The organism is Pseudomonas sp. SD17-1 (assembly GCF_029201585.1).
GTDB classification, from domain to species: Bacteria; Pseudomonadota; Gammaproteobacteria; order Pseudomonadales; family Pseudomonadaceae; genus Aquipseudomonas; species Aquipseudomonas palmensis.
In genome coordinates this window covers 2,973,790-2,988,001 of the sequence record NZ_CP104044.1, presented here as the reverse complement: position 1 = coordinate 2,988,001, position 14,212 = coordinate 2,973,790, and the positions used below count along the sequence as shown (strand labels likewise).

General features: G+C 60.4%; 18 protein-coding genes. 5 read left to right on the top strand and 13 right to left on the bottom strand.

Going from position 1 to position 14,212, the window contains the following annotated elements; translation table 11 throughout:
* The first annotated feature begins 30 nt into the window (after positions 1-30).
* A complete protein-coding gene (locus N0B28_RS13575) occupies positions 31-1,038 on the top strand; it encodes a dienelactone hydrolase (protein ID WP_240619861.1) in 1,008 nt (335 codons plus the stop codon).
* Here the strand turns inward: N0B28_RS13575 and N0B28_RS13570 are convergent.
* From N0B28_RS13570 to N0B28_RS13545, 6 genes are all read right to left on the bottom strand, one after another.
* Positions 1,032-2,225, bottom strand: a complete 1,194-nt coding sequence (locus tag N0B28_RS13570; protein WP_275726720.1) for an MFS transporter — start codon at positions 2,223-2,225, stop codon at positions 1,032-1,034. The two genes, N0B28_RS13575 and N0B28_RS13570, sit on opposite strands and share 7 nt — an antisense overlap.
* Before the next feature lie 171 nt (positions 2,226-2,396).
* Positions 2,397-3,983 carry an ABC-F family ATPase gene (locus N0B28_RS13565; RefSeq protein ID WP_043861471.1) on the bottom strand — a complete coding sequence of 529 codons (1,587 nt, stop codon included), beginning with the start codon at positions 3,981-3,983 and terminating at the stop codon, positions 2,397-2,399.
* Positions 3,984-4,003: 20 nt separating this feature from the next.
* Positions 4,004-5,197, bottom strand: a complete 1,194-nt coding sequence (locus tag N0B28_RS13560; protein ID WP_275726717.1) for a tyrosine-type recombinase/integrase — start codon at positions 5,195-5,197, stop codon at positions 4,004-4,006.
* A gap of 228 nt (positions 5,198-5,425) precedes the next feature.
* Positions 5,426-6,043 (bottom strand): site-specific DNA-methyltransferase, encoded by a 618-nt coding sequence (locus tag N0B28_RS13555; RefSeq protein WP_275726714.1) that lies wholly within the window; start codon positions 6,041-6,043, stop codon positions 5,426-5,428.
* Between the two features lie 200 nt (positions 6,044-6,243).
* Entirely contained in the window at positions 6,244-6,630 is a 387-nt protein-coding gene (locus N0B28_RS13550) for a phage protein NinX family protein (RefSeq protein ID WP_275726711.1), read from the bottom strand.
* Positions 6,627-7,001, bottom strand: a complete 375-nt coding sequence (locus N0B28_RS13545) for a hypothetical protein (protein ID WP_275726708.1) — start codon at positions 6,999-7,001, stop codon at positions 6,627-6,629. Before N0B28_RS13545 ends, N0B28_RS13550 begins: the two co-directional genes overlap by 4 nt.
* Before the next feature lie 148 nt (positions 7,002-7,149).
* Between N0B28_RS13545 and N0B28_RS13540 the strand changes: the two genes are divergently transcribed.
* Positions 7,150-7,734, top strand: coding sequence for a hypothetical protein (locus tag N0B28_RS13540; RefSeq protein ID WP_275726707.1), 585 nt, complete (start codon positions 7,150-7,152; stop codon positions 7,732-7,734).
* On the opposite strand, the gene N0B28_RS13535 is transcribed toward N0B28_RS13540, so the two are convergent.
* Positions 7,718-8,359, bottom strand: coding sequence for a hypothetical protein (locus N0B28_RS13535; protein WP_275726705.1), 642 nt, complete (start codon positions 8,357-8,359; stop codon positions 7,718-7,720). The two genes, N0B28_RS13540 and N0B28_RS13535, sit on opposite strands and share 17 nt — an antisense overlap.
* The gene (locus tag N0B28_RS13530; RefSeq protein ID WP_275726703.1) at positions 8,356-8,673 is read right to left on the bottom strand and encodes a hypothetical protein; all 318 of its coding nucleotides are present in this window, start codon (positions 8,671-8,673) and stop codon (positions 8,356-8,358) included. Before N0B28_RS13530 ends, N0B28_RS13535 begins: the two co-directional genes overlap by 4 nt.
* A 132-nt stretch (positions 8,674-8,805) precedes the next feature.
* Here N0B28_RS13530 and N0B28_RS13525 point away from each other — a divergent pair, with 132 nt between their 5' ends.
* Complete coding sequence (locus tag N0B28_RS13525) at positions 8,806-9,570, top strand: hypothetical protein (RefSeq protein WP_275726701.1); 765 nt, start codon at positions 8,806-8,808, stop codon at positions 9,568-9,570.
* Positions 9,571-9,576: 6 nt separating this feature from the next.
* Here N0B28_RS13525 and N0B28_RS13520 read toward each other — a convergent pair whose 3' ends face one another.
* Complete coding sequence (locus tag N0B28_RS13520; RefSeq protein ID WP_275726699.1) at positions 9,577-10,500, bottom strand: DNA cytosine methyltransferase; 924 nt, start codon at positions 10,498-10,500, stop codon at positions 9,577-9,579.
* A gap of 16 nt (positions 10,501-10,516) precedes the next feature.
* Positions 10,517-10,741: a hypothetical protein gene (locus N0B28_RS13515; protein ID WP_275726696.1), complete on the bottom strand. Its 225-nt coding sequence runs from the start codon at positions 10,739-10,741 to the stop codon at positions 10,517-10,519.
* A gap of 263 nt (positions 10,742-11,004) precedes the next feature.
* Here N0B28_RS13515 and N0B28_RS13510 point away from each other — a divergent pair, with 263 nt between their 5' ends.
* Positions 11,005-11,511, top strand: coding sequence for a hypothetical protein (locus N0B28_RS13510; RefSeq protein ID WP_275726693.1), 507 nt, complete (start codon positions 11,005-11,007; stop codon positions 11,509-11,511).
* Between the two features lie 88 nt (positions 11,512-11,599).
* On the opposite strand, the gene N0B28_RS13505 is transcribed toward N0B28_RS13510, so the two are convergent.
* Together N0B28_RS13505 and yejK are read right to left on the bottom strand one after the other, a co-directional pair.
* Positions 11,600-12,013 carry a hypothetical protein gene (locus tag N0B28_RS13505; protein ID WP_275726691.1) on the bottom strand — a complete coding sequence of 138 codons (414 nt, stop codon included), beginning with the start codon at positions 12,011-12,013 and terminating at the stop codon, positions 11,600-11,602.
* Positions 12,014-12,027: 14 nt separating this feature from the next.
* Complete coding sequence (gene yejK / locus N0B28_RS13500) at positions 12,028-13,038, bottom strand: nucleoid-associated protein YejK (RefSeq protein WP_275726689.1); 1,011 nt, start codon at positions 13,036-13,038, stop codon at positions 12,028-12,030.
* Positions 13,039-13,148: 110 nt separating this feature from the next.
* Here yejK and N0B28_RS13495 point away from each other — a divergent pair, with 110 nt between their 5' ends.
* Positions 13,149-13,718, top strand: a complete 570-nt coding sequence (locus tag N0B28_RS13495) for a hypothetical protein (RefSeq protein WP_275726687.1) — start codon at positions 13,149-13,151, stop codon at positions 13,716-13,718.
* A gap of 56 nt (positions 13,719-13,774) precedes the next feature.
* On the opposite strand, the gene N0B28_RS13490 is transcribed toward N0B28_RS13495, so the two are convergent.
* On the bottom strand, positions 13,775-14,128 hold the full coding sequence (locus tag N0B28_RS13490) for a hypothetical protein (RefSeq protein WP_275726685.1): 354 nt from the start codon (positions 14,126-14,128) through the stop codon (positions 13,775-13,777).
* Positions 14,129-14,212: the final 84 nt, after the last annotated feature.

Here is a 14,212-nt window from a genome sequence, read left to right as displayed (position 1 = left end):
GCAACGATGCGGTGGGTTCGAACATTTTTGATGCTGGTGCTGTGGGGCTGCTGCCTGCTGGTGCAGGCCGAGCCCGCGCAGCACTGGAGTGTCGGCCTGCATCGCATGGCTGTGACCGACCCGGTGGACGGCCAGCCGATGCAGGCCCTGGCGTTCTACCCATCCAGCGACATCGCCCGGTGGCATCAGGTCGACGGCTATCGGGTCCACGTGGCCGAAGAAGGCGCGGTGGTAATGGGCCGCTTCCCGTTGCTGATGTTGTCCCATGGCAATACCGGCACGCCACTGGCGCTGCATGACCTGGCCAGCGCCCTGGCACGCCGGGGCTTCGTGGTGGTGGCGGTGGTGCACCCGGGAGACAACGCCCGCGATCACAGCCGGCTTGGCACCCTGAGCAACCTCTATGGCCGGCCCCTGCAGATCAGTGCCGCCTTGACCGCGACCCTTGCCGATCCGTTGCTTGCACCTTACGTCAGCGACGGGCAGGTAGGCATGATCGGTTACTCGGCCGGTGGCGAGACAGCGTTGATCCTGTCCGGTGCCCGACCAGACCTGCAACGCCTGCGCCGCTACTGCCAGCAGAACCCGCTGGACGCCGATGCCTGCAAGGCCCACGGGGTGCTGGTGGCAGACCGTGACGACCTGCTGCCCCATGCCGACCCCAGGGTGCGTTCATTGCTGCTGATGGCGCCGTTGAGCCTGATGTTCGGACGCCACGCGCTGGCCGATGTGAAGGTGCCCGCGCTGATCTACAGCGGCGACCGCGACCAGTTGCTGGCCATCGACAAGAATGCCCAGGCACTGGCGCGCAAACTGCCGATCACCCCCAACTACCGCCTGCTGGCGGGTGCCGGGCACTTCGTGTTCATGGCCCCGTGCGACGCATCCCAACTGCAGCACATGGCCACGCTGTGCACCGATGCCGAAGGGGTGGACCGCGCCGGCATACACCTGTCGTTGCAGGCCGAAGCCACGCGCTTCTTCACCCGCACCCTGGGGGGCGCCGAGCGTGTCGGCCTGAGTGCGGTCGATCACTGAGCCGTGGCGCGGCGCAACAGCACCAGTGTCAGGCCCACGCCGGCCAGTGACAGCAGCGCCGCCACACAGAAGATCGAGGCGTAGCCCAGGTGCGCAGCGATGGCGCCCATCACCGGGCCGGCAATCGCCAGGGCCAGGTCGAAGAACACTGCGTAGGCCCCCAGCCCGGCGCCGCGGCTGGAACTGGGCACCTGCTTGATCGCCTCGACCCCCAGTGCCGGGTACACCAGTGACAGGCCGAAGCCGCTCAGCCCCGCGCCGACCAACGCCAGCAGCGGTGACGGCGCCAGCCACAACAATGCCAGCCCCAGGGCCTCGACGCCCATGCAGGCAATTGCCACGCGGTAGCCGCCCCACTGGTTGACCGCGTTCACGAACAGCAGCCGCGACAGGATGAAGCACACGCCGAAGGCGCTCAGGCACAGGGCGGCGCCGCTCCAGCCGCGTTCTATATAGAAGAGCGTGACGAAGGTGGTCAGCGTGCCATAGCCGATGGAGGCCAGGGTAAGGCCCACGCCGCACGGTGCCACCCGTGCGAAGGCGGCCCAGAACGGCAGGCGCACGCCACGCACCACCGGCACCGAGGGCTTGTTGCGTATCACCAGTAGCGCCGCTGCTGCCAGCGCGGTCAGGCTCAGGCCCAGGGTGGCGAAGTTCAGTTCGCTGGCCAAGATCACCCCCAGCGGTGCTCCGATGGCGATGGCGCCATAGGAGGCGATACCGTTCCAGGAAATCACCCGCGCGGTGTGTTCGGCGCCCACCTGGCCGATGCCCCAGCTCAGGGTGCCCACGCCAATCAGGCCCTGCGCGATGCCCAGGGCCACCCGTGCAGCCAGCAGCACTGCCAGGCTCATCACTGGCAGGTGCACGGCCAGTGCCGATGCCCAGGTCAGCACGCCGCTCAGCGCGATGCCCAGCAGCCCGTAGATGATCGCGCGCTTGGTCCCCAGGCTGTCGGCCAGGCGTCCGGCCATGGGGCGGCTGAGCAGGGTGGACAGGTATTGCAGGCCGATGGTGATGCCGGCGATGACCGCGCTGAACCCCAGGGTGTCATGCACATGGCTGGGCAGCACCGCGATCGGCAGGCCGATGCAGAGGAAGGCGATGAAGGTGTAGAAGACGATCGACAGTATCTGTCGGGTAACCGACTCGTTACTGAGTGCAGCAGAAGGGGGCGGGGCAGACATGGGGCTCGTTCGCAGGCAAGCGGTTGGAGGCGACCATGATGGCGGGAGCGGGCAGGAAAAGAAAGCAGGCTAACGAACAAGCTGTGGCCAGCAAGGCTGGCCCCTACCCGGGTCGCGAAAACCACGCACCCTGCAGGAGCCGGCCTTGCCGACGAAGCTTGTGTACGACGTTTAGATCAACACACCCTGGCTGCGCAGGTAGTCGTCATAGGTACCGCTGAAGTCGATCACGCCGCTGGGGCTCAGCTCGATGATGCGGGTGGCCAGCGAGGACACGAACTCGCGGTCGTGGCTGACGAACAGCAGCGTGCCCGGGTAGTTTTCCAGCGCCAGGTTGAGCGCCTCGATCGATTCCATGTCCAGGTGGTTGGTCGGTTCGTCCATCACCAGTACGTTGGGCTTTTGCAGAATCAGCTTGCCGAACAGCATGCGGCCTTGCTCGCCACCGGAGATCACCTTCACCGACTTGAGGATCTCGTCGTTGGAGAACAGCATGCGACCCAGAGTGCCGCGGATGATCTGCTCGCCCTGCGTCCACTGGCCCATCCAGTCGAACAGGCTCAGGTCCTCTTCGAAATCGTGGGCGTGGTCCTGGGCGTAGTAGCCCACTTCGGCGCTTTCGGTCCATTTCACCTCGCCGGCATCCGGGGTCAGCTCGCCGACCAGGGTGCGCAGCAGGGTGGTCTTGCCGATACCGTTGGGGCCGATGATCGCCACGCGCTCGCCGGCTTCGACGGTGAAGCTGAAGTTCTTGAACAGGGTCTTGCCGTCGAAGCCCTTGGACATTTTCTCGATGGTCACGGCCTGGCGGTGCAGCTTCTTGGTCTGCTCGAAGCGGATGAACGGGCTGACGCGGCTCGATGGCTTGACCTCGGCCAGCTGGATCTTGTCGATCTGCTTGGCGCGCGAGGTGGCCTGCTTGGCCTTGGAGGCGTTGGCCGAGAAGCGGCTGACGAAGGTCTGCAGCTCGGCGATCTGGGCCTTCTTCTTGGCGTTGTCCGACAGCAGTTGCTCGCGCGACTGGGTGGCGGCGGTCATGTACTCGTCGTAGTTGCCCGGGAACAGACGCAGCTCGCCGTAGTCCAGGTCAGCCATGTGGGTGCACACGCTGTTGAGGAAGTGACGGTCGTGGGAAATGATGATCATGGTGCTGTTACGCGCCGTGAGGATGCTTTCCAGCCAGCGGATGGTGTTGATGTCCAGGTGGTTGGTCGGCTCGTCGAGCAGCAGCACTTCAGGGTCGGAGAACAGTGCCTGGGCCAGCAGCACACGCAGTTTCCAGCCTGGGGCGACTTCGGTCATGGGGCCGAAATGCTGTTCGAGGGGGATACCCAGGCCCAGCAGCAGTTCACCGGCGCGGGATTCGGCGGTGTAGCCGTCCATCTCGGCGAATTCGGTTTCCAGCTCGGCGACGGCCATGCCGTCGTCTTCGGTCATTTCCGGCAGCGAGTAGATGCGATCGCGCTCGGCCTTGACCCGCCACAGTTCCTCGTGGCCCATGATCACGGTGTCGATCACGGTGAATTCTTCGTAGGCGAACTGGTCCTGGCGCAGCTTGCCCAGGCGCACGTTCGGCTCGAGCATCACCTGGCCGGCCGACGGCTCCAGGTCGCCGCCGAGGATTTTCATGAAGGTCGACTTGCCACAGCCGTTGGCGCCGATCAGGCCGTAGCGGTTGCCATTGTTGAACTTGACCGAGACGTTCTCGAACAAGGGCTTGGCGCCAAACTGCATGGTGATGTTAGCGGTGGAGATCAAAGGGCTTACCTATCAATAGCTTACGTCGCTGGCAATGCAGCTGATACCGATTTGATACCAATTTGCAGCTTTTCCAGCTCGCTCCAGTCGGAGCTTGAGTTAATCCAACGCGCATAAGTTGACAGCAGCATCTGAACGCTGTGGCCAAGCTGTTGGGAGATGAATGCGGGGTTGAGGCCGGACATTAAGCATATTGTCGCATAGGTGTGGCGGCAGTTGTATGGCGGCCGATAACGAATTCCTAGGTCCTTCAGGACCGGCCGCCATTGGTGATGCAGGTCCGAGGTCTGCTGAACGAACTCTGCGTTCTTCGACGGCGGGAACACGAACGGTGTTTCGGTGACCCGTCCCTTTCCATTCCTGCGGCGCTCGGCGTAGTTCTTTGCGAACTCGAGCGCGCGCAAGGCCCTCTCGTTGAGCAGTACAAACCGGTCTTTGCCGGTCTTGGTGCGCTCTACCACCTCGCCCAATGCGACTGTGCGTCGCACGTGGGCTACCTTCTTATCCAGATCAACCGCATCCCATCGCATCGCCAGGCCTTCGGACAGGCGCACCCCGGTGAAAAACACGAACTCAAAAAACGCCGCATAAATTTGGCTGGGCCAGTGAGCGTGCTGGTACAGCTTTTCGATTATCTGGTTTGCCTCGTCCAGGGTGAAGGGGTCGATTTCCTTTCGTGATCGTTTCGGCAGCTCGACTGCGGCGGCAGGGTTCTTCGTTATCAGACCCTCCTGGAGCGCCGCGCCGAGGATCGTCGAAAGCCTGATCAGCGCGTTGCGCTTCACACCTGGCGAGTGCCATTCGGTGCTGGTGATGATGCGTCGAATGGTTGTCGTCGAAATCAGGTCCACCTGGGTGAGGGCCAGCGCCGGCATCCAGTATAGGTTGAGCGCGCTTTTGTAGTTCTGGCGGGTACCGGGCGTGATTTCGCGGCTATCGAGCCAGAGCTGGGCATACTCGCCGAACGACGGCTTGCTACCGGCGACGGTCTGCGATCCCGGAAACAGCTCGGCGTACTTGTCCTGATCAAGCAGCCCAAGCCTGTTGAAGCTGACTACCTGATCGCGAAGCTGGGATGCAGCCTGGATGCCTTTTTGTGTCGGGGGATAGGGGAGCGTTTCACATCGACGGATACCGCTCCATGTGAAACGAATCCGGAGGGAGTTGCGGAAGATTTCGACCCCACGGGGCAAATCCATTGGCTTTCGAGCCATTCGTCGTACCTTCTTTTGCTGTACATGATGCGGCCGTGGATCTTCATCCAGACGCCTTCGGGGAAAACCGAGCGCAGGCGCCGGCCTTCGAGGGATCGCTTCGTGCAGCCGAGTAGTTCGGCCATGCGCTGCTCGGTGACTTTGTCGAAGTCGCCGCTCTCGGCCTCTTTGTTCATGGCAATAGATCTCCATGCCCGCGCATGTCGGCGGGCTTGAGTAGTAGGGGGGTTAGGCGCGCGCTTCGAACAGTTCGATCTGCACCGCCGGGGTGTCGCGGATGGAGAGCGCCTCGGCAATGCGCTGCTGCGCGGTACCGAAATGCGCCTCGTCCTGCTCGATGCCGATGAAGAGTCGGCCCAACTGGATGCAGGCAACGCCGGTCGTACCGCTGCCCATGGTGTTGTCGAGCACCACCTGGCCGGGATGGGTGTAGGTGGCGATCAGGAAGCGCATCCAGTTAACTGGCTTCTGGGTTGGATGGAAATTGGCCGTCTGCTTGTCGCTCGAGAAGAATTGCACCGAGCGTGGGTACCGGTCCGTCGAGTCGTATTCGGTGAGCGACAGCGCCTTGCCGTAACACTCCGAGTTGACCGTCTTACGCTTCGCCGTGCGCCGCTCGTGCCCGGTGGTCATCTGTGGGTTGTACACTGGCTGGCGCCGATAGAAGACCTGGGCGCTTTCGTGCGCCCGCAGTGGCTGCTTCTTGGCGTTGAGGAAGCCGGTTGCGTTGCCTTTTTCCCAAATCCATTCGTAGCGGTAGTCGCGGGGGTTGCTGGCGACCACCAGTGAGCTGAACGGCTGGGCTGCGCAGAGGACGATGGCCGCTTCGGGCTTGGCGATCCTCAAGTACTGCTCCCAGAGGGGGGGCGAAGGGGATCACCACGTCCCAGGCGCACTGCGTGGTCCCGTAGGGTAGGTCAGCCAGCACCATGTCGACGCTGGCGTCCGGCAACGCCCGCATCACCTCCAAGCACTCGCCGTGGTAAAGGCTCGTATCGCTCATCGCGGCCCCCTGTAGATCAGGTAGGCCATATAGGCGAGGGCGATCATGGCATCAGCTCCTTGGGCACCTGGACTGCCCAGCCGGTGATTTTAGTTATGACGGCTCTGCAGATCGCGACGAGTGGAGTCGGGCCTATCAGCCAGTCGGTGGGCTCATTCGGCCTGCTGGGGTAGGCCGTCCAGCCACCCCGCACAGGGCCGTCGCCGATCTGGTGTTTCGTCTTCAGCGGCCCGCCAAGCGCCCAGCTCTCGTGAGGGTTGAACCGCTCGCACCGCTCGATTGCTTCGCCGCGATAGCTGACGAACACCCTGGCCGGCGCGCCGTAGTGCGGCTTCTCTACATGCACATCCAGACCTTCGGCCTTGGCGACCGCCCAGGCCAACTGCTCGCCCACCAGGTCTGCCGTCTTCACTTCGATCAGGTCGGTCATGGCTGCACCTGCTGCGTGTTGCACAAGACGACTTCGTCGTTATCCAGGGCTTGTACAGGGCCAAGACTAGCTAGGGCCTCAAGCGCAGCAGGGCGGTTTGCCTCCAGAGCCTGGCGCTCGGCCGCCATCCAAATGGTCAGGCCTGTTCCGCTTCCTCCGGTTCCGCCATAGCTGGAGACTGATTCGGCTTCTTCCTTGGCCGATTCCAGATAATCCTGCGTGCGGCAATGCGGGCACAGGTAGGAGCAGTCTTGCGGGTCGTAGCCTTCGCCATCTCCGGCGTAGAAAAGGTACCCGCCGGGCCGGCATTCCCAGTCACCGTCCGAGTAACCGCAAGCCACCTCGTCGGCGGCCTCTATGTTTTCGCTCACAGCTGATACCTCTCATTAATCCAGCGCCCAGGCGCCAGAGCGGGTGTAGGTTCGGGTTGGGTTTCGTGCGGGGAGAGCTGGCGGTATGATGTTTCAAGAAATCTCATGGGATTGACTTTGCATGCTCCGAAATTTGAAAAGGAATTGGTTGGCCTATGCAGTTCTGGTTGGCGCCTTGGTAGGCGGCGGTTGCGTCTATTACGGGGTATTCAAATCCGATGATTTACCCGCATGGGTTCAAGCCTATGGCTCCATTGGCGCGATATTAGTCGCCATATCGATTAGTCTCTCTCAGCAAAAGCATGAAGCGGAATCTCGCCTGGTCGCAGATCGGCAATCCATTGAGCGACAAGATCAAATTGCTATGAATTACGCCCGTAGTGTTTTTCAGATGACTTACGAGCTTCAGTTTCTCGTGACTAGGATCTGGGAAGAAATTGAAGAGCTGCGGAAACCTGAGTTTTCTCAGATCGAGTTCTGTCTCAATGATTTGCTGTCTCGGTTGGCCAAGCTAGACGTGGGGCCAGTTACTAATAGGCTGACACTTGTATTTGAAATGCGTCAGCAGCTTCTACGACTGCATGATTTTCTGATTAGATCGCTTCAATTAGATGGTGACTTTCTTCGCATAAATCGAGAGTGCAGTGCTATTAAAGAACGCATTGAACATCTGGCGACAATGGCGAAGATTGAGCTTGGTGCGGTTGAGGCGAGGATTAAACAATCCTCCTGAACTCGACGATCCAAACCCAGGGGTTGGATGGCCACGACTCTGCGCCGTTGATGCCTGTCCAAAGCAGCTCGAAGGACTTGCGCGGGTCTGCGCTGTAGGTTTCGATCCCCTCGACGTGGTACCAGTCGCCGCATTCAGCGTGATCGGTGTACAGCCTGACCCCCTCAGCCAGTGCCTGCTGTTCGCTGATGTCCTGCAGGCGCTCGACGCGCACGTCGATGACCTCCAGCAGGATGCGGCTATCGCGCCGGCGCATGTGAATGCTCGGCTTCCACGGTCCGCCGTAGTCGGTGCGGTTGTCGCACTCGCGGTAGACCACCCAGCTTTCGCCGGGCGCCTGTGCCACGTTGATCTGCGCCCAGGCTTCGCGAACCCACAGACGGTCACCGATCTGGCCATAGGGGCAGACAATCGGGTGCTCAGTGCCATGGGCATCCATGCAGCTCTCGTCAAATGTGTGCAGTGGTCGCCACGAGCCATCAGGCTGCTGATGGAGTTCGAACTGAGTGTCCGAACTGCGCATGCGCGGCTTGATCTCACGCCGCGTTACCGTCTTCCGACCAGCGACGATGGCGCGGACCATCGGCCCACTGAACAGGATTGGGCGCTCCTTTGCCTGGTTCATGGCGCCACCACGCGGCGGGCCCACTGCACATGCGGGCCGTCTTCCGTGTCGAAGATGCCCATCAGGAACCACTCAGGGCCAGGCGATTCCGGCTCCCAGCCGTTGCAGTGGCCGGCGCCGTCGAAGTACGGGTGCTCAACCAGGTCCGAATCCATATCCCAGGTCTTGAGCTCCAGACCTTGCTCAGCTACCCAGGCTTTGAAGGGGGCCGGGTCTTCCGTCCCGCCAAAGTCAGGGATTCCTGGATGGCACCACCATCCGTTTTCATCGCGCGCGACAGGTGCCGGCTGGATCAATTGCTTTTCTTCAGGCATGACTTCGTCCTTGGCCGCCATATCGCGGCAGTGAATAGAGGGGGAGGGGTTACAGCTGGTGAGTGGTCGTGGTATCACTGCAAGCAGCTAATGCATGAAATTTTTGGAACTACCGGCCAGAGGGGGCGCAAGTTGGATCAACGAGAGAAGGAGGTTGCTGCCGTCGCGGAGGCGCTTGGAAAGCCTGCTGGGTTTGATATCTCTGATCCAGCTGCAAAGGTTCGTAAAAGCCTCATGGCAGCGTCGGTCGCACTGTTATGTTTGGTGATAGCCAAAATTGAACCAAGTGACACATTCACCATTTTCGGAGTGGCTTTCAAAGGTGTCACTGCCGACAAGATAGTGATAGGCGCGATGATTGTTTTAGCTTATTCGCTGGCGCACTTTCTCTTTTATGTTGTGGAGCTTTTAGGTGAGTATCGGGTGCGTATGACTGGCGCCAGGGTTGCGTTTCAGACTGGCGCGCGCGCAGGCAGCTCTCATGTGGATTACCCGGATGACCCAAAGCAGTCTAGCTTAGCAAATTGGTGGAAGTCGTATGCGCGCCGGCTTCAATCTCTAGGCGATCTGGCAGACAGACTTAGTAGCGATTTAGACGAGATTAAACATAGATTAGGTAGTCCAGATGAAATCAAGGGCACGCCGGACGATATTGCGACCTCTCAATTAATGGGGCAGGTAAATGCTAATTTAATGAATCTTCGCAATGAGGTTCAGACTAGCAGGGAGGTTGTTTTGAGTCCACGAATTGAAGTGTCTTTAGAACGCTTCGACTCTTGGTACAAAGGTTTGATGAATTTGCAAGGGTTTAGAGTGGTGGTTGTTGAGGTTGCATTGCCAATTCTGCTTGGTCTAGTTTCGCTGACAGTTGCTACTCGATACCTTCTAGCGTCCTGAGGAATTTCACGCGGCCTCGATGAGGGCTTCGATGACTCGCTGGCCAGCGAGCGGCGGTACTGCGTTGCCGGCCATGTGCATTGTCAGTCGGTGGTTGTCTGGCCGCTTGGTGCTACTCGGGAACGACATGGCTGCTAGGCCTTCGTCAGCGCTGAGCATCCGCATGCGGTCGCCATCGACCAGCGCCCAGCGATCCACTGTGGTAATCGTGCCGATGGGCCGACTGATGTCGCGCCCGGTGGTGCCTGAGCCTTTGCCGTAGTAGGGCATGATGAACCTGTCGCCAAAGCGCGCCCGGCCGTTCCGCACTCGGTCGAGTGTGGCCTGGGCGCGGCCCGGCTTCTCGATCTGCGACCAGCGCCCGCCATCGAAGTCGAGAAAGCTGCTCGCCGGCACATGGCGCTCCTGCGGTAGCTGAAGTATCAGCGGCGCTTTGCTGCGCGTCAGCACCATGAACAGGCGCACCCGGTGCTGCGGCACGCCGAGGTCGGCGCAGTCCACGATGTGGGGCGCGGCCTGATACCCAAGCGCTTGAACCGCCTGTAGCCAGGCCGGGTAAAGCACCCAGTCGGTGAACTCCGGCACGTTCTCGATCACTGCCGCCTGCGGCCGGTGGAATTCCAGAGCCGATACCGGCGCCCAGGCTGTCGAGCGCGATGCGTCGTGCTCAGGGTTGCCCGACTTCTTGCCGCGGGCCTTGGCGTGGCCCTGGCAGCAGGGCGAGGCGAGCAGAATGTCGTGCGCCGGCACTTGCTCCCAACGCGCCTGGTGCAGGTCCTGGCAGACGTGCTGAGTGTCAGGGTGGTTTGCGCTGTGCCATTCAACTGCCACGGGCCAGTGGTTTGCTGCCCAGAGAACCTGGACGCCTGCGGCGCGCGCGCCGGTACTCCATCCGCCGAGGCCGGCGAACAGGTCGATTGCTGTGGTCATGGGGGGTTGTCCTGGGTTAAGCGGCGCTGGAGGTTGCGTGGTGGTATTCCATCCAACCGATTCTCGGCAGCTTCGTCTTGGGGTTAATCACCGGCTTGCCCTTGGCGTCGGTGAGTTCGCATTTGGCTCTGATGCGTAGGTCGCGACACTGGCCTGACTTCTTGGCCAGCTCGATGAACTGCTGGGCGTACTGCGGCGCATCGAACAGATGGCTCAGCTGCTTGACCTTCTCGCTGGCCATGATCGCTGCGGCGCACTGCTCGACGGCCTCATTCCATTCAGCAAGGGTCAGCTGCAGGGGGGGGGGCGCCGGCTTTCCCGCTCGACCTGGTCGTCTTGGTGATCTTCCTGGCCTCAGCCAGCGCTACGTCGGCGGTCATGCCGAAGACTGCGAATGTGCTCATGGTGATCTCCGGGCAGCCACCAGCCTCGCCGGGGTGGCGTGATTCGTTGAAGTGGGGTATTTGTGCTCGACTCAGCGCGGTGCTGACACTAGGAGTTGTAATGAGCTGGGAATGCATTTCTTACTGGATTGAACATCACCCGGGTCTTGCTTCTTGGGTACAAGCAGTCGGATCAATTGGCGCAATCATTGCGGCAATCTGGATCTCAGGCGGCGAGAGGCGTCACCGGGCGCGAATTGAGAAAGCAGCTCGGCGAGACGCCATCGATAGGGCGATAGATGCCGGCGAGCAAGCAAAAAAAACTGTCGAGAACAACCTCGAATTCTTCTCATGCACTCGGCCTCTGGCGCGCGAAGTTCCTAGATTCCTTGACTTTATCATTCACACGTCCGTACGTATCAAGGATGCTTCAATGGGCCCTGGTGTCGATAACGAAGTACTTGGTCACGTCTCCGAGATTAGCAACGCCTTGGTGGATGTGAAAGGATTGGTTGAGAATTGCGCTCGAACGAGCGGTGGGCAAGTGATTCTGGATCTGGGATATCTCAAGGGAAACATTGATCGCATAGAGCGTGCGATCAGCAGCCTTCGGGCGCTCCGCAAATAGCAGGCCGGCATTTTTTTGTAGAGCCTTAGAGGTAGTTAGCGAGAGGTACTTTAATACCCCGGCGTGCTCGGCGGAGGACGTCGAATGATCAGCCTTTGCGGACCTTGAAGGTAAGCATGGCCGTAGCATCGTCGTTGAAACACTCAGCCACTTCTTGATACGCCCGGTACTTGGCCTGGCTGCGAGTCGATGCCCACACGCGCCGCACATAGTGGCGCGCTTCGCCGAGCATGTATTTCACGTCATCCCAGTCGTACATACCGTTGGTGAGGACTTCCCACTGCTTGAGAGGCAGCACCTCAGCCATCTCGCCGTACTGCATTTCCCAAGTGGGATGGTAGTTGCGGATGCGCTTCTTCGGGTCGCTGTCGAGGAGGACGCCGATGTAGTGTCCACGGTCGGCCATGATCACGCCTGGTTCGCCGTTGGCGATCACGCGGCGCCCGATCTCGGCCGGCACATCGTAGTGGCGGCGAACGTAGTCGCAGTTGTAGTTGCTCATGTATCTCTCCTTGATCAGGCTCCAGCAGTACGCTTCAACTGGTCAATCAGCTGAGTCGGCAGGTTCTTGATGGTCAGGCTGGCGCTGGCCTGGTCGAACTCAATCTTGGAGCCGAGCAGGTGAGACTCGAAGCTGATCGACAAGCCCTCGGCCCGGCCGGTGTAGCGCCGAAACTGGTTGATGGTGCGCTTGTCCGCAGCGAAGCTTTCCGTCAGGCCGTAGCCGCCGGTCTTGATGAAGTCGGCAAAGGTGGTCGGTCGATCTTCGTCGAGCACCTCGGATAGCTCATTCAGGCTGATCGGCTTGCCGGTTTTGGTTTGAGATGCAGCGTAGGTGACCAGCTCGCGGCTCTTCTCCCGGGCGGTGTCGGCCGGCAGGTCCTCGCGCTCGACGAAGTCGCTAAACGCCTTGAGCAGGGTGCGCGTTTCGCCTGGGCTGTCCACACCCTCCTGGCAGCCAATGAAGTCTTGAAAATACGCAGTCGATTTGCGGCCGCCCTTGGGCTTAATGAAGGATATGTACTGCCTCGACGCTGGGTTGTTCTTCCACTCGCTCAAGTTGATGCGGGCGGCGAAGCGCAGAGTGCGAGAGTCGAGCTGGCGCGAGGTGGCGACGGTCAGGTCTTGAGCAACGGCAACCGTCTCGACCTGCTGCAGGATGGCGACCGTCAGGTAGTCCGTCATGCCCTGCTGATACAGCGCGAACAGCACGTGACCGCCGACGCTCAGGTTCGACTCTTCCATCAGCTTGATCAGGTGCTCGGTCGCGGTGCATGTGAAGTCCATGAAACCCAGCTCACCTTCGATGAACTTGCTCAGCCAGCCGCTGAGCGGGTATGCGCCCGACTGCGCATGAAAGAGGCCCCAAGCCTTCCCCGTCTTGGCGTTGTAGGTGTCGTTCACGTCAGCCAGCAGGTTCTCGATGGCCTGCGTGTCCGGCAGACTCTGGCGAGCCAAGTGCAGTACGGCTGGGCTGCCGTCGGGTTTCTTGTCGATCTGGTGGATCACTGCGTGGCGAATGGGCATTTGCGTCTCTCCGGGGCGTGGGCCGCTCTCCGTAGCCGGATGCGGTATGGTGGCAATTTGAGATAAGTTGGTGTTTGATACGCGGCTAGTTAGGTAATTTCGGTGCCGATATGAAGGAAGACCTGCTTGTCCCAGCCATCGTTGCCTTGGCCGTGGGCCTCATCGCGGGGATGGTATCGCTGGTCGTCTCAATTCTGGCGAAGGATCAGAAAACTTCAGAATTCAGGCAGGCCTGGATTGATGGATTACGGAACGATGTCTCGCAGTTGGTTGCTCACTTTGGTGTAGTCAAAACCATCTCGAAAATTATGAGAGCGAGGCCAAGGACAGAAGTCGATGAATATTTGATAGCGAAACAAGAGCAGTTCCTAGAAATGGAAATGCTGGTTTCTCGCATTAGGTTACGGTTAAACCCAAGTGAGCATGTAGTCATGCTTCGTTTGCTACAGAACCTGGAACATATCCGAGAAGAAGAACTCGATCCGCGTGCTGAGCGAATTACGATAGAGGCTCAGGATATTCTCAAAACAGAGTGGGAGCGGGTAAAGCTTGGCGAACCTTCCTTCGTGTGGCTCAAACGGGTCTCTAAGGCTGGGGTCCTTTCTGCTCTAGCTATTGGAGTGGGTATTTTCGCAGCAGTGTTCGTCGAATACTTCGAAGCTTCTAGGTCGGGATGGTGATAAGCTTTTGTCTCCCGACTCCTATCGAATCTCAGCACATTCTTGCGGATGGCTGTTTAGGTGTTTGGCGCGATGATCTCTTCGTCGGGGCCACGTTTCAGTTCGGCCCGACTGGCCGCGTCAAACCGTCGCGCTAGTTTTGGCGATATCTTAAAAGCTGGCGCGTCAGGCTTTTTCAGGCGGCGCGCTTGCTCTCGATGGTCAACAGCAATGAACGCGCGGTGCATGTCCTGCAGCAGCTCCTGCAGCTGGGTGTAGCCGTGAGCCTTCATCGCCTTGGCCAGTTCCGCCCGCGTCCCAGCAGCCGACTCCACTGGCAGGGTCTCGATGCCCAGGCGCTCGGCCTCGGCCCTCTTCCTGTCGCGGTAATCCGCCGAGTGCTTCGCCGCACCGGTCTTCTTCTCGGCCATGGCCGGCACCTCCCAGGCCGCTGGGCGGCAAAGTGATCTGCTGCTGGCGCCGGCCATGCCGTGCGCGGTTGAGTACTCGGCGGA

Bases quoted from the DNA above. Each gene is read 5' to 3' on its own strand.
- N0B28_RS13575 (WP_240619861.1), top strand. From the start codon at position 31: ATGCTGGTGCTGTGGGGCTGCTGCCTGCTGGTGCAGGCCGAGCCCGCG.
- N0B28_RS13570 (WP_275726720.1), bottom strand. From the start codon at position 2,225: ATGTCTGCCCCGCCCCCTTCTGCTGCACTCAGTAACGAGTCGGTTACC.
- N0B28_RS13560 (WP_275726717.1), bottom strand. From the start codon at position 5,197: ATGGCTCGAAAGCCAATGGATTTGCCCCGTGGGGTCGAAATCTTCCGC.
- N0B28_RS13550 (WP_275726711.1), bottom strand. From the start codon at position 6,630: ATGACCGACCTGATCGAAGTGAAGACGGCAGACCTGGTGGGCGAGCAG.
- N0B28_RS13535 (WP_275726705.1), bottom strand. From the start codon at position 8,359: ATGAACCAGGCAAAGGAGCGCCCAATCCTGTTCAGTGGGCCGATGGTC.
- N0B28_RS13530 (WP_275726703.1), bottom strand. From the start codon at position 8,673: ATGCCTGAAGAAAAGCAATTGATCCAGCCGGCACCTGTCGCGCGCGAT.
- N0B28_RS13520 (WP_275726699.1), bottom strand. From the start codon at position 10,500: ATGACCACAGCAATCGACCTGTTCGCCGGCCTCGGCGGATGGAGTACC.
- N0B28_RS13515 (WP_275726696.1), bottom strand. From the start codon at position 10,741: ATGGCCAGCGAGAAGGTCAAGCAGCTGAGCCATCTGTTCGATGCGCCG.
- N0B28_RS13510 (WP_275726693.1), top strand. From the start codon at position 11,005: ATGAGCTGGGAATGCATTTCTTACTGGATTGAACATCACCCGGGTCTT.
- N0B28_RS13505 (WP_275726691.1), bottom strand. From the start codon at position 12,013: ATGAGCAACTACAACTGCGACTACGTTCGCCGCCACTACGATGTGCCG.
- yejK (WP_275726689.1), bottom strand. From the start codon at position 13,038: ATGCCCATTCGCCACGCAGTGATCCACCAGATCGACAAGAAACCCGAC.
- N0B28_RS13495 (WP_275726687.1), top strand. From the start codon at position 13,149: ATGAAGGAAGACCTGCTTGTCCCAGCCATCGTTGCCTTGGCCGTGGGC.
- N0B28_RS13490 (WP_275726685.1), bottom strand. From the start codon at position 14,128: ATGGCCGAGAAGAAGACCGGTGCGGCGAAGCACTCGGCGGATTACCGC.